This is a genomic window from Streptomyces sp. NPDC015346 (assembly GCF_043078785.1).
Taxonomy (GTDB): domain Bacteria; phylum Actinomycetota; class Actinomycetes; order Streptomycetales; family Streptomycetaceae; genus Streptomyces.
Window position 1 is genome coordinate 427,839 of record NZ_JBIBTW010000004.1, and the last position, 14,498, is coordinate 442,336.

General features: G+C 72.7%; 16 protein-coding genes. 3 read left to right on the forward strand and 13 right to left on the reverse strand.

From position 1 onward, the window contains the following. Window positions 1-36: 36 nt before the first annotated feature. Entirely contained in the window at window positions 37-543 is a 507-nt protein-coding gene (locus ACF06X_RS17135; RefSeq protein ID WP_392288068.1) for a methylated-DNA--[protein]-cysteine S-methyltransferase, read from the forward strand. 44 nt (window positions 544-587) lie between these two features. After that, window positions 588-1,211 carry an alpha-ketoglutarate-dependent dioxygenase AlkB family protein gene (locus tag ACF06X_RS17140; protein WP_392288429.1) on the forward strand — a complete coding sequence of 208 codons (624 nt, stop codon included), beginning with the start codon at window positions 588-590 and terminating at the stop codon, window positions 1,209-1,211. A gap of 23 nt (window positions 1,212-1,234) precedes the next feature. Here ACF06X_RS17140 and ACF06X_RS17145 read toward each other — a convergent pair whose 3' ends face one another. Then, window positions 1,235-1,504, reverse strand: coding sequence for a GlsB/YeaQ/YmgE family stress response membrane protein (locus tag ACF06X_RS17145; RefSeq protein ID WP_392288069.1), 270 nt, complete (start codon window positions 1,502-1,504; stop codon window positions 1,235-1,237). Between the two features lie 59 nt (window positions 1,505-1,563). Between ACF06X_RS17145 and ACF06X_RS17150 the strand changes: the two genes are divergently transcribed. After that, window positions 1,564-2,790 carry an APC family permease gene (locus tag ACF06X_RS17150; RefSeq protein WP_392288070.1) on the forward strand — a complete coding sequence of 409 codons (1,227 nt, stop codon included), beginning with the start codon at window positions 1,564-1,566 and terminating at the stop codon, window positions 2,788-2,790. Between the two features lie 32 nt (window positions 2,791-2,822). Here ACF06X_RS17150 and ACF06X_RS17155 read toward each other — a convergent pair whose 3' ends face one another. The 12 genes from ACF06X_RS17155 to ACF06X_RS17210 form a co-directional block, all read right to left on the reverse strand. Continuing rightward, on the reverse strand, window positions 2,823-3,233 hold the full coding sequence (locus ACF06X_RS17155; protein WP_392288071.1) for a YccF domain-containing protein: 411 nt from the start codon (window positions 3,231-3,233) through the stop codon (window positions 2,823-2,825). After that, a complete protein-coding gene (htpX, locus tag ACF06X_RS17160; protein ID WP_392288072.1) occupies window positions 3,230-4,093 on the reverse strand; it encodes a zinc metalloprotease HtpX in 864 nt (287 codons plus the stop codon). The genes ACF06X_RS17155 and htpX overlap by 4 nt, the downstream gene beginning before the upstream one ends. A 221-nt stretch (window positions 4,094-4,314) precedes the next feature. Beyond that, the gene (locus ACF06X_RS17165; RefSeq protein WP_392288073.1) at window positions 4,315-5,832 is read right to left on the reverse strand and encodes an NADH-quinone oxidoreductase subunit N; all 1,518 of its coding nucleotides are present in this window, start codon (window positions 5,830-5,832) and stop codon (window positions 4,315-4,317) included. Continuing rightward, entirely contained in the window at window positions 5,829-7,382 is a 1,554-nt protein-coding gene (locus ACF06X_RS17170) for a NuoM family protein (protein WP_392288430.1), read from the reverse strand. Before ACF06X_RS17170 ends, ACF06X_RS17165 begins: the two co-directional genes overlap by 4 nt. A gap of 27 nt (window positions 7,383-7,409) precedes the next feature. Then, on the reverse strand, window positions 7,410-9,410 hold the full coding sequence (locus ACF06X_RS17175) for an NADH-quinone oxidoreductase subunit L (RefSeq protein ID WP_392288074.1): 2,001 nt from the start codon (window positions 9,408-9,410) through the stop codon (window positions 7,410-7,412). After that, window positions 9,407-9,781: an NADH-quinone oxidoreductase subunit NuoK gene (nuoK, locus tag ACF06X_RS17180; RefSeq protein WP_392288075.1), complete on the reverse strand. Its 375-nt coding sequence runs from the start codon at window positions 9,779-9,781 to the stop codon at window positions 9,407-9,409. The genes ACF06X_RS17175 and nuoK overlap by 4 nt, the downstream gene beginning before the upstream one ends. Next, window positions 9,781-10,338 (reverse strand): NADH-quinone oxidoreductase subunit J, encoded by a 558-nt coding sequence (locus ACF06X_RS17185; protein WP_392288076.1) that lies wholly within the window; start codon window positions 10,336-10,338, stop codon window positions 9,781-9,783. The genes nuoK and ACF06X_RS17185 overlap by 1 nt, the downstream gene beginning before the upstream one ends. After that, window positions 10,335-11,018 (reverse strand): NuoI/complex I 23 kDa subunit family protein, encoded by a 684-nt coding sequence (locus ACF06X_RS17190; protein WP_392288077.1) that lies wholly within the window; start codon window positions 11,016-11,018, stop codon window positions 10,335-10,337. Before ACF06X_RS17190 ends, ACF06X_RS17185 begins: the two co-directional genes overlap by 4 nt. Continuing rightward, window positions 11,018-11,986 carry an NADH-quinone oxidoreductase subunit H gene (locus ACF06X_RS17195; protein ID WP_392288078.1) on the reverse strand — a complete coding sequence of 323 codons (969 nt, stop codon included), beginning with the start codon at window positions 11,984-11,986 and terminating at the stop codon, window positions 11,018-11,020. Before ACF06X_RS17195 ends, ACF06X_RS17190 begins: the two co-directional genes overlap by 1 nt. Continuing rightward, complete coding sequence (locus tag ACF06X_RS17200) at window positions 11,983-13,314, reverse strand: NADH-quinone oxidoreductase subunit C (RefSeq protein ID WP_392288079.1); 1,332 nt, start codon at window positions 13,312-13,314, stop codon at window positions 11,983-11,985. Before ACF06X_RS17200 ends, ACF06X_RS17195 begins: the two co-directional genes overlap by 4 nt. Next, a complete protein-coding gene (locus tag ACF06X_RS17205; RefSeq protein WP_392288080.1) occupies window positions 13,311-13,892 on the reverse strand; it encodes an NADH-quinone oxidoreductase subunit B in 582 nt (193 codons plus the stop codon). Before ACF06X_RS17205 ends, ACF06X_RS17200 begins: the two co-directional genes overlap by 4 nt. Beyond that, on the reverse strand, window positions 13,883-14,284 hold the full coding sequence (locus ACF06X_RS17210; protein ID WP_392288081.1) for an NADH-quinone oxidoreductase subunit A: 402 nt from the start codon (window positions 14,282-14,284) through the stop codon (window positions 13,883-13,885). The genes ACF06X_RS17205 and ACF06X_RS17210 overlap by 10 nt, the downstream gene beginning before the upstream one ends. Window positions 14,285-14,498 lie beyond the last annotated feature (214 nt).

Consider the following 14,498-nt stretch of genomic DNA (forward strand, 5'->3'; position numbering starts at 1 on the left):
GATGTCGGATCGAACGTGCGAGGAGAGGAACCGGCCATGACGCCGCAGACCGTGTACGCCCGGGTCGACAGCCCCCTCGGGGAGATGCTGCTGGTCGGCCGCGTCACCGAGGACGGTTCCGCAGAGCTGGCGTCGCTGTCGCTGCCCGGGCAGAAGGGCGCCGTCGTCGTCCAGGACGGCTGGCGGCGGTCGCCCGAGGCGTTCGAGGGGATCGCCGGGCAGCTGGCCGAGTACTTCGCCGGCCGCCGGGACCGCTTCGACATCGCGTACGCGGCCGGCGGTACGGAGTTCCAGCGGCGCGTCTGGCGGGCCCTGGAGGACATCCCGTACGGCTCCACCGTCTCGTACGGGGACATCGCCCGGCGGGTGGGGTCCTCCGGGGCCGGGGTGCGGGCCGTCGGCACCGCGATCGGGCGCAATCCGCTGCTCGTGGTGCGGCCCTGCCACCGGGTCGTCGGGGCGGACGGCACTCTGCGCGGGTACGCGGCCGGTCTGGAGCGCAAGGAGCGGCTCCTCGGGCTCGAGGGTGGTGCGCACGTGTGACCGAGGGGCTGCCGGACGGGGCGTCGGACGAGCTGCGGGACGGGCTGCCGGACGGGCTGTTCCCGCGTGAGCGGGCCGTCGTCGCGCCGGGTGCGGTGCACGTGCCCGGGTGGCTTCCGCTCGAGCGGCAGCGGGAGTTGGTCGCCGCCTGCCGGGAGTGGGGGCGCGGGCCCTTTCCGTACCGGCACACCGTGCTGCCCGGCGGCGGGGTGATGTCCGTGCGGTCGCTCTGTCTGGGCCGACGGTGGGAGCCGTACCGCTATCTCGACGAGGTCGGCGTCGAACTGCCCGACTGGCTGGCGGCTTTGGGGCGGCGGGCGGTCGCCGAGGCGTACGGGGACGACGGCGGCTTCGCGCCCGACACCGCGCTGGTCAACTTCTACGACGCGGGCGCCAGGATGGGCATGCACCAGGACAAGGAGGAGCGGTCCGGTGCGCCGGTGGTGTCGTTGAGCCTCGGCGACCGTTGCGTCTTCCGGTTCGGGAACACCGAGACGCGTGGAAAGCCCTTCACGGACGTGGAGTTGCGGTCCGGGGACCTCTTCGTCTTCGGCGGCCCCTCGCGCTTCGCGTACCACGGGGTGCCGAAGGTGTACCCGGGGACGGCCGATCCGGCGCTCGGGCTCGCCGGGCGGCTCAACATCACCCTGCGTCGGACGGGGCTCTGAGGACGGGGCTCCGAGCCGGTCCGCTAGCGCGAGCGCGAGTGGCCGAAGAGGATCCGGTACGCGATCAGGAGGACCAGCGCTCCGCCGATGGCCGAGAGCCAGGTGGCACCGTCGTAGAACTGTGTCGTGATCGGGCGGTCCAGGAAGCGCGCGGAGATCCAGCCGCCGACGAAGGCGCCCGCGACGCCGATCAGGGTGGTGCCGATGAGGCCGCCCGGGTCCCTGCCGGGGAGCAGGACCTTGGCGACGACGCCCGCGAGCAGGCCGAGAACGATCCAGCTGATGATGCTCATGCCAGGAAGGACGCCGGGCGCCCCCGGGTCGGTTGCCGGGCTGAACTAATGTGCCGAACATGACACAACTGCGCCGCTCGCTGGGCGTCTTCGACGCCGTCGTCGTCGGGCTCGGCTCGATGGTGGGGGCCGGGATCTTCGTCGCGCTCGGCCCGGCGGCGGAAGCCGCCGGCGCGGGGCTGCTGCCCGCGCTCGGGGTCGCCGCGATCGTCGCGTACTGCAACGCGATGGCCTCCGCGCGGCTCGCCGCCCTCCATCCGGCCTCCGGCGGGACGTATGTGTACGGTCGCGAACGTCTCGGGCCGTTCTGGGGGTACCTGGCGGGCTGGGCGTTCGTCGTCGGCAAGACGGCCTCGTGCGCGGCGATGGCGCTGACGGTGGGCGCGTACCTCTGGCCGGGGCAGGCGCACGCGGTGGCGGTCGCGGCCGTGGTGGCGCTGACGGCCGTGAACTACGGGGGCGTGCAGAAGTCGGCGCTTCTGACCCGGGTGATCGTGGCCCTGGTGCTCGCCGTCCTGGCCCTCGTCGTCGTGGTCGCCTTCGCCTCGGGGACCGGTTACGTCGGCGGGCTCGCGCTCGGCTCGGACGTGTCGGCGGGCGGGGTGCTGCAGGCGGCCGGGCTGCTGTTCTTCGCGTTCGCGGGGTACGCGCGGATCGCCACGCTCGGCGAGGAGGTGCGCGATCCGGCCCGGACCATTCCCCGTGCGGTCCCGATCGCACTCGGCATCGCGCTCGCCGTCTACGCGGCGGTGGCCGTCGCCGTCCTCGCCGTCCTGGGGCCCGAAGCCCTGGCCGCCTCCCCCGCGCCGCTCACGGACGCGGCCCGGGCGGCGGACGCCGGCTGGCTGGTCCCGGTGGTCACCGCCGGCGCGGCCGTCGCTGCCCTGGGTTCGCTGCTCTCGCTGATCCTCGGGGTGTCCCGGACGACCCTGGCGATGGCGCGGGACGGCCATCTGCCGTCCGGCCTCGCGGCCGTCCATCCGCGCTTCCAGGTTCCTCACCGGGCGGAGCTCGCGGTGGGCGCGGTGGTGGCCGTCGTGGCGGCCACGGTGGACGTACGGGGGGCCATCGGGTTCTCGTCGTTCGGCGTCCTCGCCTACTACGGGATCGCCAACGCCTCCGCCTGGACCCTGGGCCGCTCCCACCGGCCGCTCGCCGCCCTCGGCCTGGCCGGCTGCGCCGTGCTCGCCTTCGCGCTGCCGCTGACGTCGGTCCTCGCGGGGGCGGCGGTCCTCGTGGCGGGGGTGGTGGCGTACGCGGTCACGCGCACGCCGGGGCGGCCCTGAACCCGGACGGGCGGCGCCTAGCGGACCCCGACCTAGCGGACCCCGAAGGGATGGCCCGTGGGGTCCATGGGGTCCGTGGGAACGATCTCCTTGCCGAGCGGGAGGAGCGAGACCGGGACGAGCTTGAAGTTCGCGATGCCGAGCGGGATGCCGATGATCGTGACGCAGAGCGCGATGCCGGTGGCGATGTGGCCGAGCGCCAGCCACCAGCCCGCGAGCACGAGCCACAGCACGTTGCCGACGCAGGAGGGGGCGCCCGCGTCGCGCCGGTCCACGACGGTGTAACCGAAGGGCCAGAGGGCGTAGACGCCGATCCGGAAGGCGGCGACTCCGAAGGGGATGCCGATGATGGTGATACACAGCAGGGCGCCGGCCAGCAGATAGCCGAGGAACATCCACAGGCCGCACAGGATCAGCCAGATGACGTTGAGGATTGTCTTCACGGGCGGCGACCTGCCATCTGTTCGAGTCGGGAGATGCGCTCCGCCATCGGCGGGTGCGTGGAGAACATCCTGGACAGCCCCTGACCCGGCCGGAAGGGGTTCGCGATCATCATGTGGCTCGCGGTCTCGATCCTGGGCTCGGCGGGCAGCGGCAGCTGTTTCGTACCCGCGTCGAGCTTGCGCAGGGCGCTGGCGAGGGCGAGCGGGTCGCCGGTGAGCTGGGCGCCGGAGGCGTCCGCCTCGTACTCGCGGGAGCGGCTGATGGCGAGCTGGATGACGGAGGCCGCGACCGGTCCCAGGATCATGATCAGGAGCATGCCGAGCAGGCCCGGGCCGTCGTCGTCGCTGGAGCGGCCGACCGGGATCAGCCAGGCGAAGTTGACCAGGAACATGATCACGGAGGCGAGGGCTCCGGCGACCGAGGAGATCAGGATGTCCCGGTTGTAGACGTGGCTCAGCTCGTGGCCGATGACCCCGCGCAGCTCGCGCTCGTCGAGGATCCGCAGGATGCCTTCGGTGCAGCAGACGGCCGCGTTGCGCGGGTTGCGGCCGGTCGCGAAGGCGTTCGGCGCCTGCGTCGGCGAGATGTAGAGCCGGGGCATCGGCTGGCGGGCCTGGGTCGAGAGCTCGCGCACCATCCGGTAGAGCCCGGGCGCCTCGAACTCGCTGACCGGGCGGGCCCGCATGGCGCGCAGGGCCAGCCTGTCGCTGTTCCAGTAGGCGTACGCGTTGGTGCCGAGCGCCACGAGGAGCGCGACGATCAGCCCCGTACGTCCGAAGAAGCTGCCGATGATGATGATGAGGGCCGAGAGCCCTCCGAGGAGTACGGCGGTCCTCAGCCCGTTGTGCCGGCGGTGCACGGTACGCCCTCCAAGTGGTGCGGCAGGGGAACCCTTTGCTCGGTGGTGGTGTCCACTCGGGTGTCCACTCGTCCAGTGGAACCTCCCGTACTGGTCAACGCCAGGCGGGAGGTACGGGTTCCCCGGGCCGCACCGGGGGCGGTGGGCGGGCGGTGTGGGCCGAAGGGGTGAGCCGGTGCGCGGGGCCGGGGGGCGTGGGGCCAGGGGCTCGGCGGCGCGGGTCAGAAGAGGGTGTTCGCCGCGAAGCGGAGTGCGAACTGCGGGTAGCCCGACAGCACGACACCGACGACGGCGGCCAGCACGATCGCCAGGGTGACCGGGGCGGGCACGCGCGCGTGGACGGTCTCCGCCTCGGCCCGGGGCGCCCGGAAGAGCACCGCCGTCCACCGCAGGTAGTAGTAGAGGCCGATCACGACGTTGACGCCCATGATCACGGCCAGCCAGCCGAGGCCCGCGTCGACCGCCGCCGAGAAGACGGTGACCTTGGCGAAGAGGCCGATGACGCCGGGCGGCAGACCGGCCAGGTTGAGCAGGAAGAAGCCCATGGTGAGGGCGGTGAGCGGCCGGGTGGCGTACAGGCCGTGGTAGTCCTCGACGCGGTTGTCCGGGTGGGTGCGGGCGACCAGCACGACCACCGCGAAGGCCCCGAGGTTCACGACGGCGTACATCAGGGCGTACGCGACGGTGGCGCCGATCTGGTCGTCGCTGGAGTACGCGGCGGCGGCGATCGGCACCAGGAGGTAGCCGGCCTGGGCGACGGAGGACCAGGCGAGCAGCCGGACCGCGCTCCACGCGCGCGTGGAGACCTGGCGCAGGGCCGCCACGTTGCCGACGGTCATGGTGAGGGCCGCGAGGACGGCGAGCGCGGGCCCCCAGACGTCCGCGTACGAGGGGAACGCGACGACGGTGACCAGGATGAGACCGGTGAAGCCGACGGCCTTGCCGACCACGGAGAGGTAGCCGGCGACCGGCAGTGGGGCGCCGACGTAGGTGTCCGGGACCCAGAAGTGGAAGGGGACGGCGGCCGTCTTGAAGGCGAAGCCGACCAGGGTGAGGGCGACGCCCGCCCGGGCGAGGGTCTCCAGCTGTCCGGGGACGCCGTCGAGGCGCTGGGCGATCTCGGTGAGGTGCAGGGTGCCGGTCGCGGCGTACACGAAGCTGGCGCCGAGCAGGGTCACGGCGGTCGCGGTGACCGAGGAGAGGAAGAACTTCAGCGCGGCCTCGCTGGAGCGGCGGTCGCCGCGGCGCAGCCCGACCAGCGCGAAGGCGGGCAGCGAGGCCACTTCGAGGGCGACGACGAGGGTCGCCAGGTCCCTGGAGGCGGGCAGCAGCGCCGCGCCGGCGGCCGAGGAGAGCAGCAGGAACCAGTACTCGCCCGCCGGCAGCTTCTCCTTGGTGCCGTTCTCCTTGGTGTCGGCGAGCGACAGGAGGGCGGTGAGCAGCGCCCCGCCGAGCACCAGGAACTGGAGGACCAGGGTGAAGTGGTCGGCGGTGTAGCTGCACACGCCGGGCTCGGTCGTGAGGCAGAAGGTCGAGCGGTCGCCGGCGCGCAGCGGGACGAGGAGGGCGATCGCGGCGACGAGTCCGGCGATCGCGGTCCAGCCGAGGAGCTGCTTGCGCGCCGCCGGGAGGAAGAGGTCGGCGACGAGCACGGCCAGCGCGACCAGGGCCGTGAGGGTGGGCGGCGCGATCGCGAGCCAGTCGACGGACTGGATGAGGCTGGCGGCGGTAGGGGTCACTGCTTGCCTCCGGCGAGGAGCTGCTGCACGGCCGGGTCGGTGAGGCCGAGGAGGACCGCGGGCCACAGTCCGGCGAGGACGGTCAGGGCGACGAGGGGGGTCCAGGCGGCGAACTCGTACCCCTGGACGTCGGCGATCGGAGTCTCGCCGCTGGGGCGGGGGCCGCCCATGCACACCCGTCGGACGACGACGAGCAGGTACGCGGCGGTGAGCAGGGTGCCGAAGGCGCCGACGGCCATGAAGGTGAGGAAGGCGGGGCGGCTGAGGCCCTCGGCCGGGTCGAAGGCGCCGAACAGGGCGAGCATCTCGCCCCAGAACCCGGCGAGGCCCGGCAGGCCGAGGGAGGCGACGGCGGCGAAGGCGAGCAGTCCGCCGAGGCGCGGGGCGCGGCCGTAGAGGGCGGCGCCGGTGGCGCCGGCGAGGGTGTCGAGGTCGGCGGTGCCGTACCGGTCCTTGACCGCTCCGACCAGGAAGAAGAGGAGGCCGGTGATGAGGCCGTGGGCGATGTTGGCGAAGAGCGCGCCGTTGACTCCGGTGGGGGTCATGGTCGCGATGCCGAGGAGCACGAAGCCCATGTGGCCGACGGAGGAGTAGGCGATCAGGCGCTTGAGGTCGCCCTTGCCGCCGGTCTTGGCGAGGGCGAGGCAGGCGAGCGATCCGTAGATGATGCCGACGACGGCGAAGGCGGCGAGGTACGGGGCGAAGATCCGCATGCCGTCCGGGGCGACCGGCAGGATGATGCGGACGAACCCGTACGTGCCCATCTTCAGCAGCACGCCGGCGAGGAGGACCGAGCCGACGGTGGGGGCGGCGGTGTGGGCGTCCGGGAGCCAGCTGTGCAGCGGCCACATCGGGGTCTTCACGGCGAGCCCGATCCCGATCGCGAGAACGGCGATGACCTGCACGGATGTGGTCAGTCCGCGGCCGTTGTCAGTGGCCAGTGCCACCATGTCGAACGTGCCGGCCTTCACGCCGATGAGGAGCAGGCCGAGCAGCATGACGACCGAACCGAGCAGCGTGAAGAGGATGAACTTCCAGGCGGCGGCCTGCCTGCCCTCGCCGCCCCAGCGGGCGATGAGGAAGTACATCGGGATGAGGACCATCTCGAAGGCCAGGAAGAACAGGACGAGGTCGAGGACGGCGAAGGTGGCGAGGGTGCCGGACTCGAGGACGAGGAGAAGGGCGACGAATGCCTTGGGGGAAGGCCCGCTCGGCATCTTGAAGTAGCTGTAGAGCGCGCAGAGGAAGGTCAGGAGCGCGGTCATGACCAGGAGGGGGAGGGAAATGCCGTCGACGCCCAGGTGGATCCGCACGTCGAGTGCGGGGATCCACGTGACGTCCGTGCTCGCCTGCATCTTCGACGGCTGGTCGTGGTCGAAGCCGAGGGTGAGGACGATCGCGGCGGCGAGGATCGCGCCGGTGACGGTCACGCCGTGGCGGAGCACGGCCTGGTCGGGCGACTTCCCCTTCAGTCCGGGCGGGGCGGGGAGGAGAGCGGCGGCGGCGCCGAGGAGCGGCCCGACGACGATCAACGCGAGAAGGAACTGCATCACGGATTCGCTGATATCGATCACGGCTCACGCTCCGGCGGCGACGTTGGCGAGGACGACGGCGGCGATCGCCAGGACGACGGAGCCGGCCAGCAGGGCGCTGAGGTAGGTCTGCACGTTGCCGGTCTGGGCGCGGCGGACGAGCCACCCCAGCCAGTTGGTGCCGGTGCCCGCACCGCGGACGTACGTGTCGACGACCTCGCGGTCCAGGAAGCGGACCAGGGAGGCGCCGGCCTGGACGGGCCGGACGAACAGCGTCCGGTAGACGGCGTCCAGGTGGAAGCCGGTGGCCGCGTGGGAATGCAGGGGGCCGAGGAGGACACGGCCGGGGTCGGCCGGGTCCGGGGCCGAGGCGATGTCGCCGTAGGCGGGGGCGTGGCTCGCGATGGCCTCGGCCTCGACGAGACCGGCGTCGCCCTCGGGGTGGGCGGCGACGGCGCCGAGGGGGGTGCGGGCCGCGAGGGCGCGGGTGCGCTGCCAGACCGCGTACGTGACCAGGGCGCCGACGACGGCGATGCCCGTGCCGAGGACGGCGGTGGTGACGGTCGGGGTGAGGGCGTGGCCGTCGAACCAGTCGTCGAGGTAGGTGACGCTCAGGCCGAAGCCGAGGGAGGGGACGGCGAGGATCCACAGGACGGTGGTCATGGCGAGCGGCTGGCGGCCGTGATCGGGGGCTTCGGCGCCGCGGCCCCGGAAGGCGAGCAGCCAGAGGCGCATGGCGTAGGCGGCAGTGAGGAGGGCGGTGAGCAGGCCCGCGACGAGGACGGTCCAGCCGGCCCCGGCGGGGGCGACGGTTCGGTCTCCGAGGGCGGTGTGCTCGGCGGCCACGAGGACGGCTTCCTTGGAGAAGAAGCCGGCGAACGGCGGGAGGGCGGCGAGCGCGAGGAGGGCGACGGTCATCGTCCAGTACGCGTCCGGGATCCGCCGGGTCAGGCCGCTCATCCGGGACATGGCCGAGAGGGAGTTCGTACCGGCGGCGTGGATGACCGCGCCGGCGGCGAGGAAGAGGAGCGCCTTGAAGGCGCCGTGGGACAGGAGGTGGAAGATGGCGGCGCCGCGGTCGCCGACGGCCAGGGCGCCGGCCATGTAGCCGAGCTGGCCGATGGTCGAGTAGGCGAGGACCCGCTTGATGTCGTCCTGGGCGAGCGCGGCGAGCGCCGAGCCGACCATGGTGATCGCGGCCATCACGGCGAGCACGGTCAGCGCGGCGGCGGAGGAGGCGAAGACCGGGAGGAGCCGGGCCACGAAGTAGATGCCGGCGGCGACCATGGTCGCCGCGTGGATCAGCGCCGAGACGGGGGTGGGGCCGGCCATCGCGTCGGGGAGCCAGGTGTGCAGCGGGAACTGCGCGGACTTGCCCGCCACGCCGGCGAGGAGCAGCAGCGCGATCAGGGTGGGGTGGTCGAGGCCGTCGCCGGCGACGGCGCCGAGGATCCCGTCGATGCGGAAGGTGCCCGCGTCCGCGGCGAGCGCGAAGAGACCGATCAGGAAGGGGACGTCGCCGAGCTTGGTGACCAGGAAGGCCTTGAGGGAGGCGGCGCGCGCCTCGGGGGTCTCCCAGTAGTGGCCGACGAGGAAGTACGAGCAGATGCCCATGATCTCCCAGCCGACCAGGAGCACCATCAGGTCGCCGGAGTAGACGACGAGCAGCATCGCGGAGGTGAAGAGGGAGATCAGCGCCGCGTAGGAGGGGTAGCGCGGGTCGTCGCGGAGGTATCCGGTCGAGTAGATCTGCACGCAGGTGGCGACCACGCCGACGAGGACGGCGGCCAGGGCGGCGAAGCCGTCGATGTGCAGCGCCAGGTCGATGGGGACCGAGCCGGTGGGGGTGAGCTGGGTGGCGGCCTCGATGGTCTTGCCGCCGCCCTGCCGGGCGGCGACGAGGACGGCGAGGACGGCCGCGGCCAGGGTCGGCAGGACGGCGAGCGGGCGTACGAAGCCGGGTGCTCGCCGGCCGAGGAGGAGGCCGGTGGCGGAGCCGAGGAAGGGGAGGAGGGGGACGAGGACGGCGAGGGTCGTGGTGGTCACGCGGTGGCCTCGGCCTTCTCGTCGGCGGAGCCGGGGGCTTCGCCGGACGCGGGGGCGGTCTCGTCGGTCTCGGCCGTGTCCCGGAGCCGGTCGACGTCCGAGCTGCCTCGGTTGCGGTAGACCATCAGCACGATCGCGAGACCGATGCCGATCTCGGCGGCGGCGATGGCGATGATGAAGAGGGTGAAGGCCTGGCCGGCGTGGAGGGTGTCGCGGAGCCAGACGTCGAAGGCGACCAGGTTGAGGTTGACGGCGTTGAGCATCAGCTCGACGGACATCAGGACCAGGATCGCGTTGCGGCGGGCGAGGACGCCGTAAAGGCCGACGCAGAAGAGCAGGGCGGCGAGGACGGCGGGGTAGGCGAGATGCATCAGCGCGGTCCTTCCTTCTCGCCGGTGTTCTTGCGGGACAGCACGATCGCGCCGACCAGCGCGGCGAGCAGGAGGACGGAGAGGGCCTCGAAGGGGAGCACCCAGTAGCGGAAGAGGATCTCGCCGGAGACCTTGGTGGAGCCCTGGGCGGGTCCGTCGAGGTCGATCCAGGTCGTACGGAAGGCGTCGACGACCACCCAGACGAGCGCGGCGGCCGCGGCGAGCGCGACCGCGAGGGCGACCGGGCGGTTGCCCGAGTCGGCGTCCGGGGAGCGGCCGATCGGGGCCTTGGTGAGCATGAGCCCGAAGAGGAGGAGGACCACGACGGAGCCGACGTAGATCAGCACCTGGACCCAGGCGATGAACTCGGCGGTCAGCAGGAGATAGGCGACGGCGAGGCCGCCGAGGGTCACGACCAGCCAGAGGGCGGCGTGGACCAGCTGCCGGGTGGTGACGGTGACGACGGCCGCGCCGAGGGTGACGAGGCCGACGAGGAGGAAGGCGATCTCGACGCCGGAGGGCGAGAGGAAGCCAGGGCTCTGGGCGGCGAGGATCACGCGGTGCCTCCCTCGGGGCTGCGGGGGGCGTCGGGTCCCGGGGTGCCCGGTCCGGGGGTGCCCGGTCCGGGGGCCTGCGGGCCGGGGGCGTCCGGGCCGGGGGCCTGCGGGGGCTGGGCCTCGGCTGCTTCGGCGGCCGCTGCCGCCTCGGCCGCGGCCTGGGCGGCGGCCTGCTTCTCCATCGCCTTGCGGGCGGCGCCGATCTCCTTCGGCTCCTCCGCGCGCGGGTCGAGCGCGGGCGGCTCGGGCACCGTCCACATCCACTCGCGGAGCTTGTCGCGCTCGTGGGTGAGTTCGTGGATGTCGGTCTCCGCGTACTCGAACTCGGGCGACCAGAACAGCGCGTCGAAAGGACACACCTCGATGCAGATACCGCAGTACATGCAGAGGGCGAAGTCGATGGCGAAGCGGTCGAGGACGTTGCGGCTGCGCTCACGGCCGCCGGGAGTGGCGGCCGGCATCGTCTCCTTGTGGGAGTCGATGTAGATGCACCAGTCGGGGCACTCGCGGGCGCAGAGCATGCAGACCGTGCAGTTCTCCTCGAACAGGCCGATGACGCCCCGGCTGCGGGGCGGGAGCTCGGGCTGCCTGTCGGGGTACTGCGCGGTGACGGTCTTCTTCGTCATCGTGCGGAGCGTGACGGCCAGGCCCTTGGCCAGGCCGGAACCGGGGATGGGCATTACTGGATCGCCACCTTCACGATGCCGGTGAGCGCGATCTGCGCGAGGGCGAGCGGGACGAGGGTCGTCCAGGCGAGCTTCTGGAGCTGGTCCTCGCGCAGGCGGGGGTACGAGACGCGGAGCCAGATGACCAGGAAGGCGAGGACCGCGGTCTTGAGCAGGGTCCACACCCAGCCGAGGCCGTCGGCGCCGAAGGGGCCGTGCCAGCCGCCGAGGAAGAGGACGGTGGTCAGCCCGCAGAGGACGACGATGCCGGCGTACTCGGCGAGCAGGAAGAGCGCGAAGCGGAGGCCGGTGTACTCGGTGTACGCGCCGAAGATGATCTCGGAATCGGCGACCGGCATGTCGAACGGCGGCCGCTGGAGCTCGGCGAGGCCGGCGGTGAAGAAGACGAGCGCGCCGACGATCTGCCAGGGCAGCCACCACCACTCGAAGGCGTTCAGGATGCCGGCGAGGGAGACCGTCCCGGCCGCCATCGCCACGGAGGCGGCGGTGAGCAGCATCGGGAGTTCGTAGGCGAGGAGCTGGGCGGCGGTGCGGAGTCCTCCGAGGAGGGAGAACTTGTTGGCGGACGCCCAGCCGGCCATGAGGCTGCCGAGGACGCCGACGCCCATCACGGCGAGGACGAAGAAGACGCCGGCGTCGACGAGTACGCCGACGGCTCCCTCGCTCGGGCCGATGGGGATGGCGACGAGGACGAGGAGGTACGGGAGGAGGGCGACGGCCGGGGCGAGCTGGAAGACGCGGCGGTCGGCGTTGGCCGGGACCACGTCCTCCTTCTGCGCGAACTTGACGCCGTCGGCGACGAGCTGGGCCCAGCCGTGGAAGCCGCCGGCGTACATGGGGCCGAGGCGGCCCTGCATGTGGGCCATGACCTTGTGCTCGGTCTGTCCGACGACCAGGGGCAGGACGAGGAAGACGGCGAAGACGACGAGCAGCCGGAAGGCGACGTCGAGTGCGTCGTTCACGCGGGATCGCCTCCGGCGGGGTGGGCGGGCGGGGTGGGCGGGGTGTCGGTCGGGTCTTCGGCCTCGGGAGCGGCGTCGGGAGCGGCGTCCGGTGCGGGCGCCGTATCCGGTACGGGTTCGGCGGCAGCGGGCTCGTCCTCGAACGCGGGGCGGGCGTGGTGCCACGGGGCGTCCGAGCTGCGGGTCCGTGGCGACCGGACAGGCCCGGCCGGCGGGCCAGCCTGACTCGCCGAGCCGTCGGCAGCACTCCGCGAACGGCGTGGCGGGCGCGGCGGGGCGCCCTGGTCCGATGGCCCCTCGGCTTCGGCGGTCGACTCGTCGGCGCCGGGGGTCTCCGCTGCCCTCTCGGAGGCCGGACCCGCGGTGGCCTCGGCCTCCACGGCCGGGGTGGTCGTCTCCTCGCCCACGCCGGGCGCGGGCCCCGAGCCGGCACCGGCACCGCCGCCGGGGGTCGCAGGCGCGGCGGTCTGGCTCGCCGAGCCTTCCGCTGCCGTGCGGGCGCGGCGGGCCGCAGGGGCCGTCTCGCCCGCCTGGCCGGCCGAGCCCTCCTCTGCCGGGCCGGTCGCAGGGGTTTCGGGGGTCTGGCTCGCCGAACCCTCCGCTGCCGTGCGGGCGCGGCGGGGCGCAGGGGCCGCAGGGGCCGTCTCCTCCGCCTGGCTTGCGGAACCCCCCGCTGTCGTACGGGCGCGGCGGGCCGGGCGGTCGGCCGCTGCGGCTCCTGCCGCGCGCGTGGGGCGGGTCGGGGCAGGGGGGAGCTGGCCCTTGAGGGGGCCCCACTCGTTGGGGTCGGGGACGCCCGGGGGCAGCATCTGGCGGCGCTTCGGGCCGCCGTGCTCGGACTCCCCCGGCTCCTTCGCGCCCGGCCACGCCTTCACGACCCGGGCCGCGAGCACGAAGTCCTTGCGCAGCGGGTGGCCCTCGAAGTTCTCCGGCAGGAGCAGCGGGACGAGGTTCGGGTGGCCGGTGAACTCCACACCGAACATCTCGTGCGTCTCGCGCTCGTGCCAGGCCGCGCCCGCGTAGACCTCCACGGCCGTCGGCAGGGAGGGGGAAGCGTGCGGAACCGTCGTCCGGACCAGCAGGCGGCGTACCGCGCCCGCCTCCAGAGCGGCCACGTGCGCGCAGACCCGGAAGCCCGTGCCCGGCTCGTCGACCGCGCTCAGCCAGTCGAAGTACGTGCAGCCCAGCTTGTCGCGGGCGATCTCCAGGGCGGCGATCCACGAACCCACCGGCACATCGACCGTCAGCAGGTCGTACGCCCGCTCCGCCGTCGCCTCCGCGCCGAAGATCTCCGTCACGGCGTCGGGAAGGGTGTCGTACGCGTTCACGCCGTGCCTCCCGGCGGCGGCACCAGACCGCTGGTCAGCTGGGAGACCGAGGAGGCGGCGGCGTACCGCTCCCCCAGGCTCTCCCGCGCGATCTTCTCCTGGAGCTTGAGGATGCCCTGGAGGAGCGCTTCGGGGCGCGGCGGGCAGCCCGGCACGTACACGTCGACCGGGATGATCTGGTCGACGCCCTTCGTCACCGAGTACGAGTCCCAGTAGGGCCCGCCGCAGTTGGAGCAGGCGCCGAAGGAGATGACGTACTTGGGCTCGGGCATCTGCTCGTACAGCCGCTTCACCGCCGGCGCCATCTTGTCCGTCACCGTGCCGGAGACGATCATGAGGTCGGCCTGGCGCGGTCCGGGCGCGAAGGGGATGACACCCAGCCGGATGAAGTCGTGACGGGCCATCGACGCGGCGATGAACTCGATCGCGCAGCAGGCGAGCCCGAAGTTGAAGACCCAGAGGCTGTAGCGGCGGCCCCAGTTCAGGACCACCTTCATCGGCTCCGGGGCCAGTCGGGCCAGGGGCCCCAGCGTGGGGGCCGGCAGGGGAATCGGGTTCGGAGTCCGGGTCACGTCCATGTCAGGACGCCCTTCTTGTACGCGTAGAGCAGTCCCACGGCCAGGAAGCCGAGGAAGATGAACATCTCGACCAGGGTCGCCGCGCCGTAGCCGGGTGCGGCGAAGACGGTCGCCCAGGGGAAGAGGAAGATCGAGTCCACGGCGAAGATCACGTAGAGGAAGGCGTACACGTAGTAGCGGACCTGGGTATGGGCCCAGCCCTCCCCCACCGGGTCGACACCGCACTCGTACGTCAGCAGCTTCTCCGGCGTCGGCACGACGGGCCGCAGCAGTCGGCCCGCGCCGAAGGCCACGGCGACGAAGAGCACCCCGATCACGGCGAGCAGCCCGACGACCGAGTACGTCTGGAAGTAGTCCGCCGCGAGCCCCGCCCGTACGGTCGGTTCCGGCACGTCCACCCCTCGCTTCCTGCCCGTTTCGGCTGTCTGTACGCAGGGAGTCTAGGCCCTGATAAAGAGGCCGTAAGCGGCCGTGTCACGAAGTGAGCACCGCGCCGGACCCAGCGCGTCGGACCGAGTGGACCAAGTTCACCGAGCCGCCGCGGCCGCTTCGGGCAGGGGGGATATCCCTACTCCGGCTCACCCACGAACCCCATGGCGTCCGGTC